This is a genomic window from Sphingobium sp. RC1 (genome assembly GCF_059738765.1).
This window is the reverse complement of the sequence record NZ_AP027306.1, coordinates 102,065-121,790: the sequence shown is the minus strand read 5'-3', so window position 1 is coordinate 121,790 and position 19,726 is coordinate 102,065. Positions and strand designations below refer to the sequence as shown.

Genomic DNA, 19,726 nt, shown 5'->3' with positions numbered 1-19,726 from the left:
TACGCCGACGCTTCCATAGCCGGTCCCCTCGCGGATTGTGCTACAACAGCTTCAGCCGGATGTTGCGATATTCCACCTTCATCGGCGGACCTACGTGCGCCTGCATCCCGATCTCGCCCTTGCGCCGACAATCCGCCGATTCATCGATCGCCGCTGCCATCAATTGGCCGTTCAACAAATGATAGATTGCCGGACCCTTGGCGATGATATGGGCTTCGTTCCATTCAGCTTTGATCGCTGCTTTCATAGGGCCGGGCTCACCAATGGCGCCGATTATTTGCGACGGCGGTGACGTTGTTCGCGTAAACTGACCACGGCGGGCGATAAAGCCGCGCCCCCTCTCCTCATAGACCATGGCCGTGAAGAGATTCCGGCCATCGATATCAAACTGTAATCCTGACATGGCGAAGCGGTTGGTGGGCGTGATCTCGTCTTTGACAACGGTGCTGCGGTAGTTGACGCCGCTGTTGCCTTCAGGGGTGATCCGATACTCCGCCTTCAATTCGAAATCCTCGGGCTTCCCGCCTTCCCAGATCAGGAAAGTGTTGCTCCGAAGCAGTGTGTCCGGCGTCACCTCGCCAACTATGGTTCCATTTTCTACGCGCCAATAGCGTGGATCACCGCGCCAGCCCGCCAGGGTGTGACCGTCAAACAAGGATTTGAACCCCGGCCCGTCGCCGTCAACGGGCCGGGGCATCAGGGGCATAGCTTTTGGCGCGGGTGCCTCTGGCCGTTGCGCCGCCACGGCCAAGCGAGGGAACAACGTCAACGTGGTCGCTGCGGCGATGAATGTCCGACGTCCGGTCCTCTGATCCATGCTGCTCTCCAATGTCGATACGCTGGTTCGACGGTTATCAGCATGGTCGCGAAAAGTCCTGCTCGGTCAAGCCGGGTGCCGCCCGTACCGCCGGAAGGATCATCAAAAGCGATATATTGCTAGAGACGGTAATTTCGCGGGACAGCGTCCGGCGCTTATCTGTCAAAAGCGCTGTAAAATCAGTCGCTCGTTTGGCGCCTTTAGCGTCCAAAAATGGTGCCCAGAAGAGGACTCGAACCTCCACGACCTTGCGATCGCCAGCACCTGAAGCTGGTGCGTCTACCAATTCCGCCATCTGGGCACGGGGTAGGACGGCGCGATTAGCCGTTGGTCCTCACACTGTCAATTCCGCGACGGGCATTATTTTTCTTCCTTTCTGGTTTTCTGCGCGTCAGCGTCTATTGCATCAGGCAGGACGCATTGATTGCCAATGGAGACAGCCGATAGCCCCCTTCCAAGCCGCGCCGCTCGCGCTGTTCGCCCGTCCCGATGGGGTCCGGCTCGCATATCGGTATCGTGCGGGCGCGGGGCCGACCATTGTCTTTCTGCCTGGCTACATGTCCGACATGGAAGGTGGCAAGGCGGTGGCGATCGACGCATGGGCGGCGCAGACCGGGCGGGCGATGCTGCGGCTCGACTATGGCGGCAATGGCGCCAGCGAAGGCCGCTTTGAGGATGGCACGCTCGCCAGTTGGCGTGACGATGCGCTGTTGTTGATCGATGCCTTGACGGAAGGGCCGTTGCTGCTGGTGGGATCGTCCATGGGCGGCTGGATTGCCTTGCTGATCGCGCTGGCTCGGCCTGACCGCGTTGCCGGGCTGGTCGGAATCGCGGCCGCGCCGGATTTCACCGAATGGGGCTTTAGTGATGCGGACAAGGCTTTGCTGGCCACTCAGGGGCGGCTGACCGAACCCACGCCCTATGGCGATCAGCCGCTGGTGACGACGCTAGCCTTCTGGCAGTCGGGCCAGGCGCTGCGCCTGTTGAACGGCCCTGTCGCCATTGATTGCCCCGTGCGGCTGCTCCAAGGGCAGGAGGACCGCGACGTCCCCTGGCAGACCGCGCTGCGGCTCGCCCAGCGCCTGCATTCATATGACGTGCAGACGTTGCTGATTAAGGATGGCGACCACCGCCTGTCGCGTGAAGGCGACATTGCATTGCTGATCCACACTCTCGGCAGTCTTTTGGACACTCTTTGATGATCTTCTTCCTTCCGCTGCTGCTTTTGACGCCGCAAGCCTATGATCCGGAAATTGAGGCGGTGATGAACCGGCCCAAGAAGGAGGCGCAGGCGCCCGTACCAAGCCGCGCTGCTGACGGTCGCATTCCCGTTCCGGAAAAATATGCCAAAGCCTTCCAGGCCTGTCTCGACGAGGCGCTACAATCGCCTGAGCAGGGCGTCGCGTTCGCGCAGAAATGGCGGTTGGAAGGGGGCAGCTTCTACGCGCGCCATTGCATGGGTTTCGCCTATGCCCGTGCGGAGCGGTGGGCGCCTGCGATTGTGTCTTTTGAACAAGCCGCTGATGAGGCTGAGCGCAGCGGCGAAATGGCGCAGAGCGCGCGCTTATGGGCGCAGGCCGGTAATGCCGCGCTGGCAGCGGGTGATCCCGCCAAGGCGCGCACCAGTTTCGACGCGGCCCTGGCGCGCGGCCTGCCCGATGGCGTGGAAAAAGGCGAAACGCATCTCGATCGCGCTCGCGCCCTTGTTGCGCTGGGCGAAGTCAAGGAAGCGCGCGATTCGCTCGATGTGGCGCTGGCGCAAGTGCCGCAGGACCCGCTGGCCTGGCTCCTCTCGGCCACGCTCGCGCGCCGCGCCGGGGAGTTGAAGCTGGCGCAGGCGCATATCGCGCGGGCCGTGCAGCTCTCTCCCGATGACGCATCGGTGGCTTTGGAGGAGGGCAATATCGCTGTCCTGACCGATCATGCCGACATCGCCCGATCGGCCTGGCAAAGAGCAGTCAAGCTCGCGCCGCAATCGCCCGCGGGCAAGGCGGCCGCCGATAATCTCACCCGGCTGCCGCCCGCCTGAACCCGCCTATTTAAGGTAGAAGTCGACGGTCGTGACCACGCGGACCTTCTTGTAGGGCGTGTCGCTCGATCCGTCCGCCTCTCCATCGCGTGGATCGATGGAAAAATAGCCCTGGGTGGCGCTCTTGATGGCCCCGACGCTCGCCCCGCTGTCGCGTGCGAATTGCTCGGCTGCGGCGCGGGCATCGCGGGTCGCGGCGGCCACCATGGGCGGCTTGACGTCGTTGAGCTTTGTGAAGCTGTAACGCATGCCTGACCCTTCCTGGAGCGTGACGCCCCGGCGGACCAGGTCGAACTGCTGCGCGACGGCTTTCTGGGCGCGTGCGATGTCGGTCGTGCGCAACAACATGCGCTGAGTGATCGTGATCGTGTTCACGCCATTATTGATATATTGATTCACGCCCGCGCCCGTGGGGGTCAGCGCCTCCGGCTTGAAGCCGAGGCTCGTGAAATAGGCTTTCAGCTCTCGTGTGTTGTTGTCGATCTCGGCGCGCACGGCGGGCAGGTCGAAACCGGTCGCGGCGTAGCTGATCGACCAGGTTGCAAGGTCGGCCGTGACATTGCGTTCCGCCAGGCCCCTAACTGTGACCGACCGGTCCGCAGCCTTCGCGCGCTTCAGCCCGTCACCCAGCAGATAGCCGCCACTGACCAGCCCCAGCGCCAGCAACCCGGCACAGCCCAGCAGCACCTTGTCGCGATACTCGATTGCCATTCGCGTCTCCTCTTCCATCCATGCCTGCGCCGCCCTATCTTGAGATCATTCCTGCCATTGCCGAGATGAACCGTTGCTTGATAGTGACGAACGGAGCGACCGCTTGACCAAATATCTGCATACAATGATCCGCGTGACTGACGTTGACCGCACGGTCGCTTTCTTCAAGCTGTTGGGGCTGGAGGAGCAGAAACGCTTCGACAATGAAAATGGGCGCTACACGCTCGTTTTCCTGGCCGCGCCGGGGGATGAGGATGCTCAGGTGGAGCTGACCTACAATTGGCCACCGGAAGATGGCAGGCCAGCGGAAAGCTACGGCGAGGGTCGGAATTTCGGCCATCTCGCCTATCGCGTCGATAATATCTACGAGGTTTGCCGGCGTCTGATGGATGCTGGCGTCACCATCAACCGCCCCCCGCGCGACGGCCACATGGCCTTTGTCCGCACGCCCGACAATATTTCGATAGAGTTATTGCAGGACGGTTATCTCGATCCGGCCGAACCCTGGGCGTCCATGCCCAATACCGGCGTCTGGTAAGCCCATGCTGAGCGTTGTCCGCATACCGGTGCTGTCCGACAATTATGTCTGGCTGCTGCATGATGATGCCAGTGGCGAGACCGTGGTGATCGACCCGGCGGTGGCGGACCCTGTGCTGGCAGAGGCGGCCGAGCGGGGCTGGACCATCAGCCAGATCTGGAACACGCACTGGCATGGCGATCATGTGGGCGGCAACGCGGAGATCAAGGCGGCGACTGGCTGCCTGATCACCGGGCCGACCGCAGAGGCGGTCAAGATCGGCTCGCTTGACCGCAAAGTGGGGGAAGGGGACAAGGTTCGCATCGGCGATCATGTCGCCACCGTAATGGAGGTGCCCGCCCATACGGCAGGTCATATCGCCTATCATTTGGCGGACGATCACATCATTTTCGTGGGCGACACGTTGTTCGCCATGGGCTGCGGGCGGCTGTTCGAAGGGACGGCGGATCAGATGTTCGCCAACATGACCCGCCTCGCGGCACTGCCGGACGACACGATGGTCTATTGCGCCCATGAATATACACAGAGCAATGGCCGTTTCGCCCTGACGATCGAGCCGGACAATGAGGCGCTGGCCGCCCGCATGGCGCAGGTCGATGCCGCACGCGGACGGGGTGAGGCCACCGTGCCCACGACCATCGGGCTGGAGCGTGCGACCAATATCTTCATGCGCGCGAGCGACGCCGCCGAACTGGCTCGCCGCCGAACGGCCAAGGATACCGCCTAACGGTTCGGGCGTTACGCCAACGTCTCCTTTTATGGAGAGATGTGCAGGAGGATTGCCATGCGTGCATCCATATGTCTGATGCCACTGATGCTGGCAGCGTGCGCAGGCGGTAGCGAGCCCCCGCGCCTTACGGAAAAGCAGGCAGCCCGGCTTGAGGCCGCACTGGACGGCAAAGTCGCGGGCGAGCCAGTCAACTGCGTGAGCCGCTATCCGGGCTCCAGCCTCACCGCTGTCAGTGAAAGCGTGTTGCTGTACCGGGTGAGCGGCCGCCTCATCTATCGCAATGACCTGATCGGCAGTTGCACCGGGTTGGGGAGGGGCGATACGTTGATCATCAAGCCGACAGGCTCGCAATATTGTCGCGGCGACATTGCGCGGAGCGCCGATCTGGTCACCGGGTCGATCAGCGGCGGCTGCGCGCTCGGCTCTTTCACGCCCTACCGCACCCCCGGCCGCTGACCGTCAGCCCTTGTAGAGCGCGTCCAGCCGCTCTTGATAGCGCGCCTTGATCACGTGGCGGCGGATCTTCATGGATGGCGTCATCTCGCCATTTTGGATGGTGAAGGGTTCGTCCGCCAGGATGATGCGCCGGACCCGCTCTGTCACGGACAGGTCTTCATTCACCCGATCGACCGCCGCCCTTAACGCTGCCTGATAGGCGGCGTTGGATGCGGTGTTGTCCGCGTCAAGGCCGTGCGCCCCCGCCCATTCGCGCGTCCACTCGGCGTCGGGCACCAGCAGCCCCACCAGATGCGGTCGCCGGTCGCCATAGACCATGGCCTGACCGACCTCAGGTTGTAGCGTCAGCATGCCTTCGACCTTTTGCGGCGACACATTGTCGCCCTTGTCATTGACGATCAGGTCCTTCTTGCGGTCGGTGATGCGAATGCGCCCCTTGCCATCGATCTCGCCAATGTCGCCGGTATGCAGCCAACCGTCCTTCAGCGCCTTTTCAGTCTCGGCAGCATTGCGCCAATAGCCCTGCATCACCAGTTCGCCGCGCACCAATATTTCGCCATCATCGGCGATCCTGACCTCGACGCCATCCAGCGGCGGGCCGACCGTGTCCATGGCGATGCCCGCGCTCGGTCGGTTGCAGCTGACCACCGGCCCGGCCTCGGTCTGGCCATAGCCCTGCAACAGCGTCAGCCCCATCGCATCGAAGAACAGGCCGACATCGGGATTGAGCGGCGCGCCGCCCGACACCAGTGCCTTCATCCGCCCGCCAAAGCGCTTGGCGATCTTGGGCTTGAGCGTCCGGTTCAGCAGCAGCTTCATCGGCAGGTCTGCGATCGACCCATCACCCCTCTGCTCCTTCGCCGCGATCCGCAGCGCTTGCGCCAGCAGCCAGGCGGGGAACTTGCCCTGCTTCTCGATCGACTTGATGATCCGGGCGCGCAGCACCTCGAACAGGCGGGGCACGACGACCATGATCGTCGGCCGCGCTTCCTCTATGTTGCTGGCGAGCTTCTCCAGCCCTTCCGCATAATAGATCTGCCCCGCGAGCATGATCGGCAGGAACTGGCCGCCGCTATGTTCATAAGCGTGGCTGAGCGGCAGGAAAGACAGGAATACTTCATCCCCCCAGCCGAAATCCTCCGCCACCAGCCTGCCTGCGCCTTCGATATTGCACAAGATCGCGCCATGATGCTGCATGACGCCGCGTGGCGCACCACCCGTGCCGCTGGTGTAGATGATGCAGGCGAGGTCATTCCGCCCGGCGGTCTGTTCGGCGGCGCAGGCGTCGGGATCGGCGATGCGGGACGCGACCATGTCGGCCCACAGATGGCAGGACAGATCGCCCTGCGCGCCCCGGAGCGGTTCCATGCCGATGATGAAGCTCGCTTGCGATCGCAATACGGCGGGCATCAGCGTCTGGGCCAGTTTGGCCGTCGACACGATCACCGCGCGGGCGCCGCTGTCTGTCAGGATGTGCTGATGATCGCGCGTGGTGTTGGTGGTGTATGTCGGCACCGTCACGCATCCCGCCGCCATGATGGCAAGGTCGGCGATGCAAAATTCGGGGCGGTTCTCGCTTACCAGCATGACCGGGTCGCCTGGCTTCAGCCCTTGCGCCTTGAGCGCGGTGGCGAGCCCTGCCACCTGCAACGCCACCTCGGTCCAGCTGAGCGATTGCCACCCGCCAGCCGTCTTGCGCCACAGGAAGGGGAGGTCGCCCATTTCCTTTGCGCGGGCAAAGAACATGGTCACCAGATTGGGATACTGTTCGATCGCCCGCAAAGCAGCGCAACTCCTTGATTCAAGAGCGCGTCCGATGCGCGCATCCGCTCCTTGTCGACGCTATAGCCGCGCCTTGCCGTAGCGGTCACGCATTTTTCAGTCGAACAGCCCGTCCTGTAATCCGGCGGGAGGATTGAGCCCCAGATGCTTCCAGCCCGGCCCATTCAGGCAGCGGCCCCGCGCCGTGCGGGCGATAAGGCCAAGCTGGATCAGATAGGGTTCGATCACCTCTTCGATCGTGTCGCGCGGCTCTGATAATCCGGCCGCTAGCGTCTCGACCCCGACCGGCCCCCCGCGATAGATGTCGGCGATCATCATCAGGTAACGGCGGTCCATCAGGTCCAAGCCCAGCTGGTCGACCTCGAGCCGACTGAGCGCCGCGTCCGCCGCCTTGGCATCCACCGCCTCGACGCCCGCGACATTCGCAAAGTCGCGCACCCGCCGCAGCAGCCGCCCGGCAATGCGCGGCGTCCCGCGCGATCGCCGGGCAATCTCGATCGCCCCGTCGGAGGTGATACCAAGGTCGAGCAACCGCGCCGCGCGCCGCACCACCAGCTCCAGTTCCTCGACCGTGTAGAATTGCAGCCGCACCGGAATGCCGAAGCGGTCACGCAGCGGCGTCGTCAGCAGTCCTTGCCGTGTTGTTGCGCCTACCAGGGTAAAGCGGGGCAGGTCTATCCGCACCGACCGCGCCGAAGGACCCTCGCCGATCATCAGGTCAAGCGCGCGGTCCTCCATTGCGGGATAGAGAACCTCCTCGACTGCGGGATTCAGCCGGTGGATCTCGTCCACGAACAGGACGTCGCCCTCATCCAGATTGGTGAGCAGCGCCGCCAGATCCCCGGATTTGGCGATCACAGGCCCTGACGTTGCGCGGAAGCCGACGCCCATTTCCTTGGCGACGATCTGCGCCAGCGTCGTCTTGCCGAGGCCCGGGGGGCCGAAAAACAGCACATGATCCAGCGCATCGCCACGCTGCTTTGCTGCCTCGATAAAGACCCGCAAATTGCCGCGCGCAGCCTCTTGCCCGATGAACTCGGTCAGGGATTTGGGCCGCAGGGCAGCATCCACATCCTCCGCCCGGCGCGTGGAGGCGATCAGCCGTTCCTCGCTCACTTGGCCGCCTTCCGCAGCGCCAGCCGCACCAGCGCGTCCAGGGTTGCGCTATCGCCCAGCTCTTCTTCCGCAGCAGCGACAGCGCTGCTCGCCTCCGCAGGCTTGAAGCCCAAATTCTGGAGCGCAGAAATCGCATCCGCTCCCAGCCCCCCGGCCATGACAGGCGCAATGCCCGCGCCCAACACGCCGCCAGCGCCCGGCGCCGCGCCGATCTTGTCCTTCAGTTCATTGACGATCCGCAGCGCCAGCTTCGGGCCGACGCCATTGGCGCGCGCGACCATTGCCTTGTCCCCGGTCGCCACCGCGCGATGCAGTTCGGCCGGTTCAAGCGCCGACAATATCGCCAGCGCCACCCGCGATCCCACGCCTTGCACGCCAATCAGCAAGCGGAACCAGTCACGTTCTTCGCCGCGTGCAAAGCCGACCAGTCGGATCGAATCCTCCGACACCAGCATTTCGGTATGCACCGTCACCGCTTCGCCTACCGGTCCCAGCGCCGACAAGGTTCGCGAGGATGCGCCGACGAGATAGCCCACGCCCCCCACGTCGATGATCGCATGGTCGGTGCCCGTGCTATCCAGCCGCCCTTTGAGTTTCGCGATCATGCCCCGCACCCTTTGGTCATGATCTGTTCTTTACAGCCTCTCAAGGATAGCGCCAGTCAAAAGCGCGCCTGCCTTGGCACCAATTCCCGCGCCGGACGTAGTGCAGCCCGATCCCTAATCTAACAGGAACCCATTGATGCCGACGCAAGCGCCTTTGCTTTCTCCTCAGGACTTCGCCTGTCCCGCCATCCGCCTCTCCGGTCCCGTCGATCAGTCCATGTATCTGTACTTCAAGGACGCGCTGGCAGCGGCGCCTTACGACGGGCTGGTGGTGACAGAAGTTTCGACGCTTGGCGGGGACCCGGAAATCGCGCGGATGATGGGGGAGGATATCCGCTTTCATTCGGAACTCGGCGCCGCGCGGCGGCTGGTGTTTCTGGGAAAGACCGCCGTCTATTCGGCGGGCGCGACCTTCATGGGCTTTTTCGCCAAGGAAAACCGCTACCTCACGCGTGGCACGCGGGTGATGATCCATGAACGGCTCATCACCAAGGACATCCACCTTCAAGGTCCGCTGTCCACCTGCATCGCACCGCTAAGGGCCGCGTTGAACGAGATTGAGGCGTCCATTGCCATCCAGAATGAAGGCTTTTCCAACCTGATCCTGGGCTCCAGCATCTCGCTTGACGAAGTGCTGAAACGCGCACCGGAAAACTGGTATCTCGAAGCAAATGAAGCCGCGACGCTTGGTCTGGTGGCGGCGGTGCTCTGATCCGCTTGCCAGCTTCGTCATTTTGCGGCTTTCTGGGCGGATGAAGTCTTCCTCCACCCGCTCTCCGGTTTTTCCCTGGCGTTACGGCATGTTCCTAGTGCTGCTGGCGACCGCCTTGCCGTTCGGCTTGATGATGCCCTGGCATCAGGCGGTGATGGCAGGGTTCGACTGCGCCTCTCTCGCCTTCATCGCCGCAGCCGCGCCGCTTCTGAAAGCCGACCCCGATCGCATGCGCCGGACCGCGCAGGAAAATGATGCCAATCGCCGCCTGATGCTGCTCCTGACCGGCATTGTCTCGCTGGTGGTGCTGGTCGCGGTGGGAGCAGCCGTCAGCCAGCATGGCGGCCCCAACGCAGCGGCCGTCGCGCTGTTGCTGGTGACGCTGGCGCTTGCCTGGCTCTTTTCCAACCTCGTCTATGCGATGCATTATGCGCATCTCTTCTACCTCGCCGATCCGCGTGGGAAGGATCAGCAGGGCATCGACTTCCCGGGTACGAAGGAGCCCGGATACAGCGATTTTCTCTATTTCGCCTTCACCCTCGGAATGACCTTCCAGACCTCCGATGTCACGGTGACCGGCACATCCATGCGTCAGGTGGTGACCGCGCATTGCCTTGCAGCGTTCCTGTTCAACCTCGGCATTCTGGCCTTCACCATCAATGTGCTGGGCGGCGTCTGAGGCGGCTTCACGGCTTGCTTACCATTTCCCGGCATAAGCCAGGCATGTCTTCCGCTGCCGATCCTTGTCCGTCCTCTGCCGTCAGCCATGGCGTAGGCTTCGCCGGACTGGCGGGGCTCGCACTTTGGGCAATGGTGGCGCGCCATTATGGGATGAACGGCCCCAATGCGGGTTTCGCGGCGGTGATCGCCTGCGGGCTGCCGATGATCTTGTGGTCGCTGCTGGTGGACAAGGTCCATCGCAATGCATCGACCGGTATCGACTGGCAGGCGCCCCCCCGGCCATGGCGCGCCGTCCTCGACATCAGCCTCGTCAAGATTGCTGGCCTCTGGGCAACATGGCTGGCGATCGCGATTTTCTACTGTCTCGCCCGCTGGTACTGGAGCGGGAATTATCATTATTCCATGAACCTGTTCATGGGCGCGGCCCCTTGGCTTGTGTTGTTCTCGGTTCCCTATGTCGTCTGGCTGGACCGGCGACTGGTCGAACCCCGCGACGCCACCCATGCCTTCGGACAATGGGTCGTAGGCGGAGCAGCGGGCGCGCCCGACATGGCGCAGGTCGCCAATCATGCCCGTGCATGGGCGGTCAAAGGCTTCTTCCTTGCCTTCATGCTCTCCATCGTGCCGGGCAATTTTGCCAGCGTGGTGGACTGGCGGTTGGATCATGCCTTCTCCAATCCGGTGAACCTTGCCGCATTCCTGATCGCGGTCATGTTCATGATCGATGTCTGCATGGCGACGGTCGGCTATTTGCTGACCTGCAAGCCGCTCGATTCCCACATACGTTCGGCCAATCCGTTGCTGACCGGTTGGGTGGCAGCGCTGATCTGCTACCCGCCCTTCGTGCTGATGGGTTCAGGGGGACCGCTCGACTATCACGCAGGCGGCGCGGAATGGGACGTCTGGACGCAGGGACATGCGACCTTGCAATGGATAGTTGGCGGCTGGCTTGTCCTGCTTACCGCAATCTATGCCTGGGCGACGGTGGTGTTCGGCATCCGCTTTTCCAACCTCACCCATCGCGGCATCCTGACCCATGGGCCGTATCGCTGGACGCGGCATCCCGCCTATCTGTCAAAGAATCTCTTCTGGTGGTTTTCGGCGCTGCCCTTCCTCACGGTTTCGGGAAGCCTCACCGACATGGTGCGCAATTGCGCGATGCTGGCGGCGACCAACGCCGTCTATTATTGGCGCGCCCGGACGGAAGAAGCCCACCTCTCGACTGATCCCGCCTATCGCGACTACAGCGAATGGATGGAGCGCAACGCGCCCGTCCCACGCTTCTTCGCCTGGGCAACGGGCCGCAGGCGCAAGGATCAACCGGCCCTGACGCCAGCGGAATAGTTCAGAAGCTTTCCTCGTCATACACGCGGGAAAGGTCGCCTGCCCATTCGCCATGATAGCGCTCGAGCATATCTTCGGCATGCGTCCGCCCGGCCGCCACGATCTCGTCCAGCGGTGCCAGATAGCCCGTTTCATTGTCGCCGATATCGTTCAGCCGTGCCCGCGCCCTCAGCCCGCTGCGGCTGATATCCAGCACTTCCGCCGCGATGTCGCGCAGCTTGCGCCCGCCCGGCAATGGCGCATTCAGCGCCAACTTCGGCGCGGCGTCGCGCAGCGTTTGGCGGTCCTCCAGGGTCCAGTCCTTCACCAAATCCCAAGCGGCATCTAGCGCGCCCTGATCATAGAGCAGGCCAACCCAGAAAGCGGGGAGGGCGGTGATGCGATCCGCGCGTCCGCCATCGGCCCCGCGCATTTCAAGGAAGCTCTTCAATCGCACTTCCGGGAAGGCGGTCGAAAGATGATCTTCCCAATCCTTCTCCGTCGGCTTCTCACCCGGCAGAATGGAAAGCTTGCCGTCCAGAAAGTCGCGGAAGCTGAGGCCAGCCGCGTCGATATAGCGGCCATCGCGGTAAACGAAGTACATCGGCACATCGAGCGCATAGTCGGCGTACCGCTCATAGCCAAAGCCGTCCTCGAACACGAAGGGCAGCATGCCCGTGCGGTGCGGGTCGGTATCCGACCAGATATGGCTGCGATAGGACAGGAAGCCGTTGGGCTTGCCTTCGGTAAAGGGTGAATTGGCGAACAACGCCGTCGCCAACGGCTGCAGCGCCAGGCTGACGCGGAACTTCTGCACCATGTCCGCCTCGCTGCCATAGTCGAGGTTCGTCTGGATGGTGCAGGTTCGCAGCATCATGTCGAGGCCCATCGTGCCTACGCGCGGCATGTGCCGCAGCATGATATCGTAGCGCCCCTTGGGCATCACGGGCAATTCGTCGCGTGTCTTGTCCGGCCACATGCCCAGGCTCAGGAAGCCGAGGCCGAGCATATCGCCGACATATTTGACCTGTTCCAGGTGCCGGTGCGTTTCCGCGCAAGTCTGGTGAAGATTTTCCAGCGGCGCCCCGGACAGTTCCAGCTGTCCCGCCGGTTCCAGGCTGACCGTTCCATCGGCTCCGGACAGGGCGATGATGTTATCGCCCTCGAACACCGGGCTCCAGCCATAGCGGGTGAGGCCGATCAGCAGCGTGTGGATGCCGCCCTGCTCGCTGTAGGACGGCGCATGATGATCCGTCCTGGAATAGACGAACTTCTCATGCTCGGTGCCGATACGCCAGCGATCCTTGGGCTTGGCGCCTTTGGAAAAGGCCACGATCAGCTGGTCGCGGCTTTCGATGACGGGATCGATTCCCCCGGAGTCGGTTCTCGTGCTCATGCCCCGCCTTAGCCTGTCCCCCTTGCGCGTCAATCGACAGCGCGCGGGGGACAAATAGGTTGCGTCCACCGGGGCTGCAATCCCATTTCGGATTGCAACTGGAACAGCTATCCTATCGCCAGTCGCCGTTCAGCGTCATCCACGCCGACGTCGCGGCGATCGCCGCCGTTTCCGCCCGCAATATGCGTGGCCCCAAAGACACCGGCACCGCCTTCGTCACGGCCCGGATCGCCTCCCGCTCTGCCGGGTCGAAGCCGCCCTCCGGCCCGATCAGGAACGCCGCCGCACCCTGATGCGCCCGCAATGTTTCCACCAGCGGCGCCCCGCCCGTCTCGTCCGCAAAGAACAGCCAGCGCTCGCCGGGCCAGTCCCGCAACAAAGCGTCCAGTTTCACCATAGCGCCCAACTCAGGCAGCGCCGTCCGCCCGCACTGTTCGGCCGCCTCGACCAGATGGGCGTGCAGCCGGTCGAGGTTCAGCTTGTCCACCACCGCGCGCCGTGTCAGCACCGGTTGCAGCTTCGCAACCCCCAACTCACACGCCTTTTCCGCGATCAGGTCGATGCGGCCTTTCTTGATCGGCGCGCAACATAGCCAGAAATCCGGCACCTCTTCGGGAGCCTTGGTCTGGCTAATGCATTCCAACACCAGATCGCGCTTGCGCATGTCCCGCACTCGCGCGGCCCATTCGCCGGACCTGCCATCGAACAGCAGGACGATGTCGTCCGGCTTCACCCGCATGACGCTGATCAGATAATGGGCCGGGTTGCCATCGACCGGCACGGCCACGCCGTCGCCTAACTGCGTTTCGACATGCAGGCGTGGCGCGCTTTGCGGCGGCCAGGCAGGGGTTGCGGTCATATGCCAATGCTCCGTTCGGGCTGAGCTTGTCGAAGCCCTCTACTTCTCTAAAGAGGAAGAACGGCCCTTCGACAAGCGAGCGTGACGTTGATTGACAGTATAGTCCCAGACAGCGAGGCCCGCGGCCTGCTCGCGCGCTTGCCCGCGACGCCCCGCGCGCTTGCGCTGCTGGCTCGGCTCGATCGTCCGATCGGCTGGTGGCTGCTCTTCTGGCCCGGCGCCTGGGCGGTGGTTTTGGCGGGCGGGGCAGGGGAGCGCTGGCCGCTCATCCTCTGGCTCCTGCTCGGCAGCATCGCCATGCGTGGGGCTGGCTGCGTCTTCAACGACATCGTCGATCGCGATCTCGACCGGGAAGTCGCCCGCACCGCTGCCCGCCCGCTCGCCAGCGGCGCTCTTTCCCTGCGTACCGCCTGGACATGGCTCCTCCTTCTTTGCCTCATCGGCTTGGTTGTCCTGCTGCAACTGCGCCCTTATGCGCAAGTCGTTTCGCTCGGCAGTCTCGCGCTCGTCGCCGCCTATCCTTTCATGAAGCGGATCACCGGGTGGCCCCAACTCTGGCTCGGCCTCGTCTTCTCCTGGGCGGCGCTCGTCGGCTGGAGCGAGGTCATGGGCGCGCTCACCGCGGCCGGGTTGCTGCTCTATGCAGGCACAATCTTCTGGGTTGTTGGTTATGATACCATCTATGCATTGCAGGACCGGGAGGATGACGCGTTGATCGGTATCGGGTCGAGCGCCTTGTCGATGGGCCGCCATGTGCGCGGCGGCGTGACACTCTGCTATCTGCTCGCCCTTTCCCTCTGGGCTGCCGCTCTCTGGCAGGTGCGGCCGCAATGGCTTGCTCTTGCCGCCTTGCTGCCGATGGCGGCTCATCTTTTCTGGCAGGTTGGGACGCTCAAGGAGGATGGCGCCGATCCGCTCACCAAATTCCGCTCGAACCGGTTCGCCGGGCTTTTGATGTTCCTCGGCTGCCTCGTCGTGGGCAGCGCATGAGCATGCCGCAAGAGGGCGAGGATTGCTGGCGCATAGCCCGCGCCGCCAAGGCCAGTGTCATCATCGATGCCGACTGCTATTTCCGCCACGCCCGTGCAGCGATGCTCAAGGCCAAGCGGCGCATCATGCTCATCGGCTGGGATTTCGACGCCGCCATCAGCCTGGTCCGCGAGGATGAGGCCAAGGACGGTGCGCCGGTCATCATCGGCGATTTCATCAGCTGGCTCGTCGCGCAGAAGCCCGAACTGGAAATCTTCCTGCTCCGCTGGGACATCGGCGCGATGAAGTCGATGGTGCAGCCGTCGAACCTCTTCACCACCGTCAAATGGATGGCGCACAAGCGTATCCAGGTGAAGCTCGACAGTCACCATCCGCCAGCGGCCTCGCATCATCAGAAGATCGTCGTGATCGACGATTGTTTCGCCTTCTGCGGCGGCATCGACATGACCGGGGACCGATGGGACACACGCCATCATCGTGATGAGGACCCGGGCCGCCGCCATCCGGACGGTTCCGCCTATGGGCCATGGCATGACGCGACGACTGCCTTGCAGGGCGATGTCGCGATGGTGCTGGGTGACCATGCCCGCGCCCGGTGGAAGGGGGCTGGCGGTGGCGATCTGGAGCCGGTCTTCGGCGAGCATGATTGCTGGCCAGATGCGCTGCCGGTGCAGTTCGAAAATGTGGATATCGCCATCTCCCGATCCGCGCCGGAAATGGATGACCAGCAGCCGTTGCGAGAGATTGAGCGACTCTATCTCAACCAGATCGCATCGGCGAAGCGGACCATCTACGCCGAAAGCCAGTATTTCGCCTCCCGCCGCATTGCGGAGGCAATCGCCGCGCGGCTGGGCGATCCCGATGGGCCGGATATCGTCATCATCAATCCGGAACAGGCCGATGGCTGGCTCGAACAGCAGGCGATGGATACTGCCCGCGCGCGCCTGTACGAGGCCCTGCGCGCCCGCGACACATACGGCAAGCTGCGCATCTACCATCCCTTCACCATGCGCGGCGAGCCCATTTACGTCCATGCCAAGATCATGATCGTGGATGACCGAACCGTGCGCGTGGGCTCGTCCAACATGAACAACCGCTCGATGCGGCTTGATACCGAATGCGACGTGACGATCGACCTGGCCTTGCCCGCAAATGCCGGGCGGGAAGCGACGATCCTCGGCATCCGCGACGATCTGATCGCCGAACATCTGGACCTGCCCCTCGAACGGGTATCCGCCGTGATCGCCGAGCGCGGGCTGATCGCCGCGATCGAGCAGCTGCGCGACAAGCCTGGCCGCACCCTGCGCCCCTATGTGACGCCCAACCTCAACGAGGTGCAGGCCTGGCTGGCCGACAATGAGGTGCTCGACCCCGAAGGTCCTGAGGAGATGTTCGAACCTGTTGCCGAACGCAGTCTGTTCAGGCGAATGCGCAAGAAGCGCTGAACCGCTATTCGGCGGCCAGCAGCGCTTCGGCACCCCCCAGATTGACGGAAACGAGGCGGCTCACCCCGCGTTCGACCATCGTCACGCCGAACAGGCGGTGCATCCGCGCCATCGTCACCGCATTATGGCTGACGATCAGATAGCGGGTGTCGGTCTGCCCCACCATGACGTCCAGCAAATCGCAGAACCGCTCGACATTGGCATCGTCCAGCGGCGCATCGACCTCGTCCAGCACGCAGATCGGCGCCGGGTTGGTCAGGAACAGGCCAAAGATCAGGGCCACCGCCGTCAGCGCCTGCTCACCGCCGGAAAGCAAAGTCAGCGCGGCCAGCTTCTTGCCCGGCGGCTGCGCCATGATCTCCAGCCCCGCCTCCAACGGATCGTCGCTGTCGATCAACTCCAGATGCGCCTGCCCGCCGTTGAACAATGTCGTAAACAGCCGCCGGAAATGCCCATCGACCGCCTCGAACGCGGCGAGCAGCCGCTGCCGCCCTTCGCGGTTAAGGCTGCCGATTGATCCGCGCAGCCGGTTGATCGCTTGGCTTAGCTCCTCGCTTTCGGCCCGGCTCGTTGCCTGGGTCGCTTCCAGGTCCTCCAGCTCCTGCGCAGCCACCAGATTGACCGGCCCGATCCGCTCCCGCTCGGCGGAAAGGCGGTCATGTTCGCCCTGCTCACTCTGCGCGATCCGGATTTCCGCGCTGGCAAAGCCCAGCTTTTCGGGCAGCACGGGAGGCGGGCATTCGAAGCGTTCGCCCGACAGACGGTTGGTCTCGGCGCGCTTCTCGTCCGCCGCCTCGGCCCGTGCCGCAGCAGTCGCTCGCCGTTCGCGCGCCTGTGCCAGCACTTCGCCGGTCTGCGCGGCCCGTTCCTCGGCGATCCGCAGCGCGGCCTCAGCCTCGCTCTCCGCCCGCCGCGCCGCTTCGGCCGCTTCCGCCAGGCCTGCGCCTTGCTCGGACAGGGCGGCGATCGTCGCGGCCAGCGTTTCGGGCTGATCCGCCAGTCCATCGCGTTCGGATGCAATCGCCTCGCCACGCTCCACCATGGCCGCAATCCGCTTCGCCGCCTCGCCCGCGCGCGCGCGCCAGCCCTTGGCTTCCGCATCAGCCGCCGCCATGCGTTCCCGGTCGCTTCCCAAAGCCCGGTCGGCCAACGCCTGATCCGCCTGCAACTGGCTGACCGCCATGCGGGCCTTCTCGCTCGCTTGGCTTAGCGATGCCACCAGCGTCCGCGTCCCGGCGCCATCCGGCACAGCCATGCGCGCCGCATCCGCCTTGTCATGCTCGGCCCCCGCCGTGCCCAGATCCGCGCGCGCTTCCGCCAACCGCTCCTCGATAGCCTCCCGCCGCCCGGAAAGCCGCTCCAGCGCCGTCGCCGCTTCATCTGCCGCGCGCAGCGCCGCCCGCAACCGCTGGTCGGCCGCGCCAAGCTGCGTCCGTGCAGCTGCCAGCGCTTCCGCCGCAGCCCGTTCCCGGCCCGCCGCTTCATCCTGCGCCGCGCGAGCCGCCTCGACCTCTGCCTCCGCCGTCGGCCGCGCCGCCGCAATCGCCTCCAGCCGGTTGAGCCGGATCAGCCGCTCGGCCGCCGCAGCGCCACCTTCGGCCGCCACATAGCCGTCCCACCGCCGTAACTGCCCGTCCTTGGTCACCAGCCGCTGCCCGACCGCCAGTGCCTGCCCCTCATCGGTATCGGCAACCGCCACCTGTGCCAGCCGCCGCGCCAGTTCGGCAGGTGCGCTCACATGATCGGCCAGCGCGACGCATCCAGCGGGCAAGGCCGGATCGCTCTCCAACGCCGCCGCGCCCGCCCAGCGCCGCGTGCCCTGCGTGCCGACCGGCGCTTCCAGGTCGTCCCCCAGCGCCGCCGCCAAAGCCCGCTCAAATCCTGGCGCAGCCTTCAACCGGTCCAGCGCTCGCTCGCGCCCGCTCCCGCTCTCGACCGCCCGCTTGAGCGCCGCCGCCTCGCTATCCAGCGCCGCCAGTCCCGCCCGTGCGGAGGATAGCGCCGCTTCGGCCGCCGCGCGCGCATCGGCCGCCGCCTGCCGCGCCGTTTCCGCCTGCCCGATCGCCGCCTCGGCTGCATCCCGATCCAACCCGGCCTGCGCCTGGCCCGCCAGCGCCTCGCTTCGCTTCGCCTCCAGCGGCGCCGCATCGGGCAGGGCGCCCGCTTCCGCTTCCAGCCGCGCCGCCTCACGCTCCGCCCGTTCCAAACGGCTCCGCGCCGCCGCCAGCGCCGCTTCAGCCACGCGCAGCTCGGCCTGCTCGCCTGCCTGCCGCGCCATCGCCTTGGCCAGCTCCAGCTCGGCGTCGCGCGCGGCGTCCTCTGCCCGCGCAATCCGCCCGGCAAAGTCCGGCCGCATTGCTTCGGTCTCGGCAATCCGGTTCTTCAGCGCAGAAATCTCGGCCGTAAGCCGCGCAATCGCCTCGGCCGCGTCATTGGCCAGCGTGCCTTCGCGCGCCCGGTCGTCCTCCAGCCTCTCGGCCTGCTGCGCCAGATCATGCAGCCGCCGCACGACGCCATCGCGTTCGGCCTTCAGCGCGGCGAGCCGGTGCCCTGTCTCGTTCGCCTCATCCCGCGCCGCCTGCGCTGCCGCGCGCCGGGACGCCAGCGCGTCCACCGCCGCATTGGCATGCGCCGCCGCAGCCGCCTGCGCCTCTTGCGCCACGCCGACCGCGCTGCCCGCCTCGACCGCTTCCTTGCGCGCGGCATCCGCACTCGCCGCCGCCTCACGCCAGCGGGCGAAGATCACGCGCCCTTCGGCCACCCTGATCTGTTCGGACAGCTTGATGTAGCGCTCGGCCGCCTTGGCCTGTCGCCGCAGGCTGCTCGCCCGCGCCTCCATGTCGGTCAGGATCTCGTCCAGCCGCATAAGATTGGCCTCAGCCGCGCGCAGCTTCTGCTCGGCATCCTTGCGCCGGACATGCAGCCCGGAAATACCCGCCGCTTCCTCCAGCATCGCGCGCCGTTCCTGTGGCCGCGCCGCGATAACGGCGGCGATCCGCCCCTGGCTCACCAGCGCCGGGCTGTGCGGCCCGGTGGCCGCATCGGCGAAGATCAGCGCGATGTCCTTCGCCCGCACATCGCGGCCGTTCGCGCGATAGGCGCTGCCCGCCCCGCGTTCGATCCGGCGGGTGACTTCCAACTCGCCATCCGCGCCCACCTCGACCGCGTTGAACAGCTCGCCCTGTTCCTGCACGGTCTGCAACGACACTTCGGCAAAGTCGCGTTGCGGCCGGGTAGACGTACCCGCGAAGATCACATCTTCCATGCCTGCGCCGCGCATGGATTTGGCGCTGGATTCGCCCATCACCCAACGGATCGCTTCCAGCAGGTTGGACTTGCCGCAGCCGTTCGGCCCCACGATCCCGGTGAGGCCGGGCTCGATCCGCATCTCCGTCGGATCGACGAAGCTCTTGAAGCCGGAAAGCTTGAGGCGCTTTATCTGCATGGCCAGCCACCGGGCCAATTGCCGGGGCAGCGCCATGCCGCCCCGCCTTCAGCGGGCAAACTCATCGAAAATGTCCGCCCCCCTTGAGCCA

At 64.7% G+C, this 19,726-nt stretch carries 18 protein-coding genes and 1 tRNA gene; 10 read left to right on the top strand and 9 right to left on the bottom strand.

Annotated elements, in window-relative coordinates; genetic code table 11:
- Window positions 1-40: 40 nt before the first annotated feature.
- Window positions 41-697 carry a 3-keto-disaccharide hydrolase gene (locus AC6JBC_RS00620; protein WP_498024805.1) on the bottom strand — a complete coding sequence of 219 codons (657 nt, stop codon included), beginning with the start codon at window positions 695-697 and terminating at the stop codon, window positions 41-43.
- A gap of 334 nt (window positions 698-1,031) precedes the next feature.
- Window positions 1,032-1,118, bottom strand: a tRNA-Leu gene (locus AC6JBC_RS00615).
- 256 nt (window positions 1,119-1,374) lie between these two features.
- Here AC6JBC_RS00615 and AC6JBC_RS00610 point away from each other — a divergent pair.
- Together AC6JBC_RS00610 and AC6JBC_RS00605 are read left to right on the top strand one after the other, a co-directional pair.
- Window positions 1,375-2,016 (top strand): alpha/beta hydrolase, encoded by a 642-nt coding sequence (locus AC6JBC_RS00610; protein ID WP_498024804.1) that lies wholly within the window; start codon window positions 1,375-1,377, stop codon window positions 2,014-2,016.
- Window positions 2,016-2,846, top strand: a complete 831-nt coding sequence (locus AC6JBC_RS00605; RefSeq protein ID WP_498024803.1) for a tetratricopeptide repeat protein — start codon at window positions 2,016-2,018, stop codon at window positions 2,844-2,846. Before AC6JBC_RS00610 ends, AC6JBC_RS00605 begins: the two co-directional genes overlap by 1 nt.
- Before the next feature lie 6 nt (window positions 2,847-2,852).
- On the opposite strand, the gene AC6JBC_RS00600 is transcribed toward AC6JBC_RS00605, so the two are convergent.
- Entirely contained in the window at window positions 2,853-3,557 is a 705-nt protein-coding gene (locus tag AC6JBC_RS00600; RefSeq protein WP_464771599.1) for an SIMPL domain-containing protein, read from the bottom strand.
- A gap of 103 nt (window positions 3,558-3,660) precedes the next feature.
- Between AC6JBC_RS00600 and AC6JBC_RS00595 the strand changes: the two genes are divergently transcribed.
- The 3 genes from AC6JBC_RS00595 to AC6JBC_RS00585 are packed head-to-tail and all read left to right on the top strand — an operon-like array spanning window position 3,661 to window position 5,281.
- Window positions 3,661-4,095 (top strand): VOC family protein, encoded by a 435-nt coding sequence (locus AC6JBC_RS00595; RefSeq protein WP_498024802.1) that lies wholly within the window; start codon window positions 3,661-3,663, stop codon window positions 4,093-4,095.
- Window positions 4,096-4,099: 4 nt separating this feature from the next.
- Complete coding sequence (gene gloB, locus AC6JBC_RS00590; RefSeq protein WP_498024800.1) at window positions 4,100-4,822, top strand: hydroxyacylglutathione hydrolase; 723 nt, start codon at window positions 4,100-4,102, stop codon at window positions 4,820-4,822.
- A gap of 57 nt (window positions 4,823-4,879) precedes the next feature.
- A complete protein-coding gene (locus tag AC6JBC_RS00585; protein ID WP_498024799.1) occupies window positions 4,880-5,281 on the top strand; it encodes a hypothetical protein in 402 nt (133 codons plus the stop codon).
- Window positions 5,282-5,284: 3 nt separating this feature from the next.
- Here the strand turns inward: AC6JBC_RS00585 and AC6JBC_RS00580 are convergent, their stop codons facing one another.
- The 3 genes from AC6JBC_RS00580 to ruvA form a co-directional block, all read right to left on the bottom strand.
- Entirely contained in the window at window positions 5,285-7,027 is a 1,743-nt protein-coding gene (locus AC6JBC_RS00580; RefSeq protein ID WP_498025969.1) for an AMP-dependent synthetase/ligase, read from the bottom strand.
- Between the two features lie 132 nt (window positions 7,028-7,159).
- Entirely contained in the window at window positions 7,160-8,179 is a 1,020-nt protein-coding gene (gene ruvB, locus AC6JBC_RS00575) for a Holliday junction branch migration DNA helicase RuvB (RefSeq protein WP_460989146.1), read from the bottom strand.
- Entirely contained in the window at window positions 8,176-8,784 is a 609-nt protein-coding gene (ruvA, locus tag AC6JBC_RS00570) for a Holliday junction branch migration protein RuvA (protein ID WP_464778572.1), read from the bottom strand. The genes ruvB and ruvA overlap by 4 nt, the downstream gene beginning before the upstream one ends.
- A 136-nt stretch (window positions 8,785-8,920) precedes the next feature.
- Between ruvA and AC6JBC_RS00565 the strand changes: the two genes are divergently transcribed.
- The 3 genes from AC6JBC_RS00565 to AC6JBC_RS00555 are packed head-to-tail and all read left to right on the top strand — an operon-like array spanning window position 8,921 to window position 11,521.
- Window positions 8,921-9,496: a peptidase S14 gene (locus AC6JBC_RS00565; RefSeq protein WP_498024798.1), complete on the top strand. Its 576-nt coding sequence runs from the start codon at window positions 8,921-8,923 to the stop codon at window positions 9,494-9,496.
- 40 nt (window positions 9,497-9,536) lie between these two features.
- Window positions 9,537-10,175 carry a DUF1345 domain-containing protein gene (locus AC6JBC_RS00560; protein WP_464789219.1) on the top strand — a complete coding sequence of 213 codons (639 nt, stop codon included), beginning with the start codon at window positions 9,537-9,539 and terminating at the stop codon, window positions 10,173-10,175.
- A gap of 44 nt (window positions 10,176-10,219) precedes the next feature.
- On the top strand, window positions 10,220-11,521 hold the full coding sequence (locus AC6JBC_RS00555; RefSeq protein WP_498024796.1) for a methyltransferase family protein: 1,302 nt from the start codon (window positions 10,220-10,222) through the stop codon (window positions 11,519-11,521).
- A 1-nt stretch (window position 11,522) separates the two neighbouring features.
- Here the strand turns inward: AC6JBC_RS00555 and AC6JBC_RS00550 are convergent, their stop codons facing one another.
- Together AC6JBC_RS00550 and AC6JBC_RS00545 are read right to left on the bottom strand one after the other, a co-directional pair.
- A complete protein-coding gene (locus AC6JBC_RS00550; protein ID WP_498024795.1) occupies window positions 11,523-12,896 on the bottom strand; it encodes a glutamate--cysteine ligase in 1,374 nt (457 codons plus the stop codon).
- 112 nt (window positions 12,897-13,008) lie between these two features.
- Window positions 13,009-13,755 carry a 16S rRNA (uracil(1498)-N(3))-methyltransferase gene (locus tag AC6JBC_RS00545; protein ID WP_498024793.1) on the bottom strand — a complete coding sequence of 249 codons (747 nt, stop codon included), beginning with the start codon at window positions 13,753-13,755 and terminating at the stop codon, window positions 13,009-13,011.
- An 87-nt stretch (window positions 13,756-13,842) separates the two neighbouring features.
- Between AC6JBC_RS00545 and ubiA the strand changes: the two genes are divergently transcribed.
- Both ubiA and AC6JBC_RS00535 read left to right on the top strand, forming a co-directional pair.
- Window positions 13,843-14,745 (top strand): 4-hydroxybenzoate octaprenyltransferase, encoded by a 903-nt coding sequence (gene ubiA, locus AC6JBC_RS00540; protein WP_498025968.1) that lies wholly within the window; start codon window positions 13,843-13,845, stop codon window positions 14,743-14,745.
- Complete coding sequence (locus tag AC6JBC_RS00535; protein WP_498024792.1) at window positions 14,742-16,190, top strand: phospholipase D-like domain-containing protein; 1,449 nt, start codon at window positions 14,742-14,744, stop codon at window positions 16,188-16,190. Before ubiA ends, AC6JBC_RS00535 begins: the two co-directional genes overlap by 4 nt.
- A gap of 4 nt (window positions 16,191-16,194) precedes the next feature.
- On the opposite strand, the gene smc is transcribed toward AC6JBC_RS00535, so the two are convergent.
- The gene (gene smc, locus AC6JBC_RS00530) at window positions 16,195-19,635 is read right to left on the bottom strand and encodes a chromosome segregation protein SMC (RefSeq protein ID WP_498025967.1); all 3,441 of its coding nucleotides are present in this window, start codon (window positions 19,633-19,635) and stop codon (window positions 16,195-16,197) included.
- Window positions 19,636-19,726 lie beyond the last annotated feature (91 nt).